The organism is Mangrovicoccus sp. HB161399, assembly GCF_013184745.1.
In the GTDB taxonomy this organism is placed as follows: domain Bacteria; phylum Pseudomonadota; class Alphaproteobacteria; order Rhodobacterales; family Rhodobacteraceae; genus Mangrovicoccus.
The window spans coordinates 1-3,425 of record NZ_JAATVU010000171.1; the positions used below are offsets into that span (position 1 = coordinate 1).

Consider the following 3,425-nt stretch of genomic DNA (forward strand, 5'->3'; position numbering starts at 1 on the left):
GCTGTAGTTCTTCCGTTTGCCAGCCAAGCTGTCAGTCCTCGTACTCGTTGGCGGCAAGCTTGGCAGGGTGTCCGGATTTTGGGAGCCACCTCAAACTGGTACGCCCGGTCCACAGCCGACATTCGAAGCAGGCGCGGGGTAGGGCTGGTCCTTTCAGCCCTTGGGGACGGGCGCACAAGACGCAACGTGCGCCTGGTGTCAGCCCTGAACTAGCAGCAATGCTCACCTCGATTGCGTTCGAGAGCCAGAATTCCGGGCACTTACTTCCTGCGCTCAGGATCACGTCCGTCAAGCTGGTGTAAATTCCCGGATGGCCTGAGGGCATGATCAGGCGACTTTCGTTGTGATGCTAAGAATGGGGTCGAGCTCCTCCTTGTCGATCTGGGCGAAGGCCTCGACCATCATGTAGCGACTTGCCGTTTGCCATTCGTCATTCTGTTCGAAGAGAACCGCGCCGATCAGGCGCATGATTGAGGCCTCGTTGGGGAAGATGTCCACGACATCGGCGCGGCGCTTCACCTCTTTGTTCAGCCTTTCTATTGGGTTGGTCGAGTGCAGCTTCGTCCGGTGCTGACCAGGATACGACATGTAGGCCAGGACATCATGCTCGCTGGCGTCCATGAGCTCGGCCAGCTTGGGCCACCGCGGGCGGAGCTGTTCTGCCACCTTGCGCCAGGTCTCGCCGGCATGGGAGCGATCGGGCTGATCGAAGGCCTGCCGGATCGCGGCGGCGACGACGGTGTGCTGATCGCGCGAGACATGTGCCAGGGCATTGCGCATCCAGTGGACACGACAGCGCTGCCAGGTGGCTTCGAACACACGCGAGATGGCCGCCCTGAGGCCGGTATGCGCGTCACTGATCACCAGCCGGACGCCTCCGAGGCCCCGGGCCTTCAGGGAGCGCAGAAACTCGGTCCAGAATGTCTCGGCTTCCGAGGGGCCGATGCCGAGGCCGATGATCTCGCGCCGCCCCTCTGTGTTGGCGGCGACAGCGATTATGGCCGCGACCGGGACGATGCGCCCGCCCTGGCGGACCTTCAGGTAGGTGGCATCGAGCCAGACATAGGGCCATTCGCCGGTGAGAGGGCGGTTCAGGAACTCGCCGACGCGCTCGTCTATGTCCTTGCAGAGCTTGGACACCGTGCTCTTCGAGATGCCACTCAGCCCCATCGCCTGCACCAGATCGTCGACGCGCCGGGTAGAGACGCCCCCGATCCAAGCTTCCTGGATGACGGCGACCAAGGCTTGCTCTGACGTCTTCCGGGTCTCGAGAAAGCCCGGGAAATAGCTGCCCTGCTGCAGCTTCGGCACCCGCAGATTCAATGTGCCAAGACGGGTATCGAGGGTGCGATCGCGGTAGCCGTTCCGCCAGCTCGTGCGTTCGCCGCTGCGCTCATGACGCCCGGATCCGATCAGGCCCTCGACGTCGGTCTCCATGATCAGTTGCAACACCGCCTCGGCGATCATGCGCAGGAAGTCACCCTGATCGTGCTTGGACAGCAGCTCGGACAGGTCCATGTTGGTCTTATCCGGCATGTTAAAGGCGGCGCCTTGAAACCCTGCCGGTCTGCGCGGATCGGGGTTAGGATGGCAGCATCCGGGATTTGGGGCGCCGGGAGCACGAGAGTGCGGGCAGACCGAGCTAATGACATGGGCTGCGAGCCCGAGGTTTTATCTGGTTGCCCCTGCGGCTTGCCCGGATGCGCTGCGAGCGCGGATCTGTAGTTGCCGCGTGCCCGCCGGCTCCTGTGGTTTGAACGCCAACAAAAGGAGAGCCCATGCGGATCATTGGAATGGACATTCACAGGGAGTTTGCCGAGGTCGTGATGATGGACGGCGCCGAGTTGACACATCTGGGCCGTGTTAAAATGACCCGCGACAATCTCGCGGCCTTTGCCGTGAAACTGGAGGCCACGGACCATGTCGTGTTGGAATCGACGGGCAACACGACGGCAGTGGTCGAAATCCTGTCGCCCCACGTAGCCCGGGTTGCGGTAGCCAACCCGCTTCAGGTGCATCTGATTGCGAAGGCCAAGACCAAGACCGACAAGATCGATGCAGGCGTTCTGGCGAAACTCTACGGCGCGGGATTCTTGCCCGAGGTCTGGACCCCGGACGAAGCGACACTGGCGCGGCGGCGGCAGGTCGCGCGTCGGACACAGCTGGTAAAGCATCGTGTTCGGCCAAAAGCCTACGTTCAGTCGATCCTGCACGCGCATCTTGTCCCGCGGTGCCCTCATGCCGATCTCTTCGGTGGCAAGGGGCGCACTTGGTTGGGAGTTCAGCAATTGCCGGACGATGAACGCGTCTCGGTGGAACGCCATGTCGCCGAATACGACCGTCTGAGCGTTGCCTTGAAGGACATCGAACGGGACATCGCCAAGTCGGCGCTGGCAGATGGAAACGTCACACGTCTGATGACGATTCCGGGCATCGACATGATCGTTGCCGTGGGTGTGATGGCGGCAATCGGCCGCATCGATCGATTCCGGTCACCAGACGCCTTGGTGGCCTATATTGGCCTCAATCCCAGCGTCTTCCAGTCGGGAGACGGACCCGCCCGCCATGGCCGTATCACCAAGCGCGGGCGTTCTCACGCGCGCTTCCTTTTGGTCGAGGCCGCTTGGCAGACCGTCCGTTCGCCCGGTCCTCTACGCGCCTTTTATGAACGCGTCCGTGGACGGCGCGGCAACCACATCGCCGCCGTCGCGGTCGCGCGCAAACTGGCGGTGCTCGTCTGGCACCTGCTGACGAAGGGGGAGGACTACGCCTGGGCAAGCCCGGCGCTCATGGCGCGCAAGCGTCGATCCATGGAACTCGCTGCCGGGATGCCTTCTGAGCGCGGAAAGAAGGGTGCCTCGGCAGACTACAATCTGCCACATCGCCGACGTGCCGATCGAGCTGGAGCAGAACTGTCAGAAATCGCGTATCGGCGCATGATGGAGGGTTGGCGAAGAATGAGCCGACAGAAGAGTGCGGGCGCCACAACTGAGGAACGACTATGATCAGGCTGCGCGACAGGGCTTGAACCTCACGCCCCGCCCTTCACCGCGTGGTCACCCGCTCGCCGAGAATATCACGAAAACGAAAAAATAGCTGGTCAATCTCATCTGTGGTCATCGGGGTCTCCGTATGGCTTGGAGTTGAAGCGTCGAAACTCCACCTCAATCCTACACCTCGATGGCCACCCGGGATCACACCGTCAGCGGTGTCGAAATTACACCAGCTCCTCGGACACTAACTGCGCTCAGTGCAGGCAAACCCTACCCACTTTCAGCGTATTATCGCAGTGCCGTGCGAATACGCTACCAGGTGAAAAGGGTGAAGAGCACGGCGTTGTTGCGGAACTCGTCGGCTTCCGGGATTCACGGCATGGATCCGGCGGGTCAAGAGCTTGGCATGCCGAAGCCGGAACCTGCCCGGCA

General features: G+C 62.0%; 2 protein-coding genes. One reads left to right on the plus strand and one right to left on the minus strand.

Features of this window, described 5'->3' with window-relative positions; all coding sequences use genetic code 11:
• Positions 1-327: 327 nt before the first annotated feature.
• Complete coding sequence (locus tag HCC78_RS31805; RefSeq protein ID WP_172332704.1) at positions 328-1,536, minus strand: IS256 family transposase; 1,209 nt, start codon at positions 1,534-1,536, stop codon at positions 328-330.
• Between the two features lie 242 nt (positions 1,537-1,778).
• Between HCC78_RS31805 and HCC78_RS31810 the strand changes: the two genes are divergently transcribed.
• The gene (locus HCC78_RS31810; RefSeq protein ID WP_216671407.1) at positions 1,779-3,005 is read left to right on the plus strand and encodes an IS110 family transposase; all 1,227 of its coding nucleotides are present in this window, start codon (positions 1,779-1,781) and stop codon (positions 3,003-3,005) included.
• Positions 3,006-3,425: the final 420 nt, after the last annotated feature.

Bases quoted from the DNA above. Each gene is read 5' to 3' on its own strand.
- HCC78_RS31805 (WP_172332704.1), bottom strand. From the start codon at position 1,536: ATGCCGGATAAGACCAACATGGACCTGTCCGAGCTGCTGTCCAAGCAC.
- HCC78_RS31810 (WP_216671407.1), top strand. From the start codon at position 1,779: ATGCGGATCATTGGAATGGACATTCACAGGGAGTTTGCCGAGGTCGTG.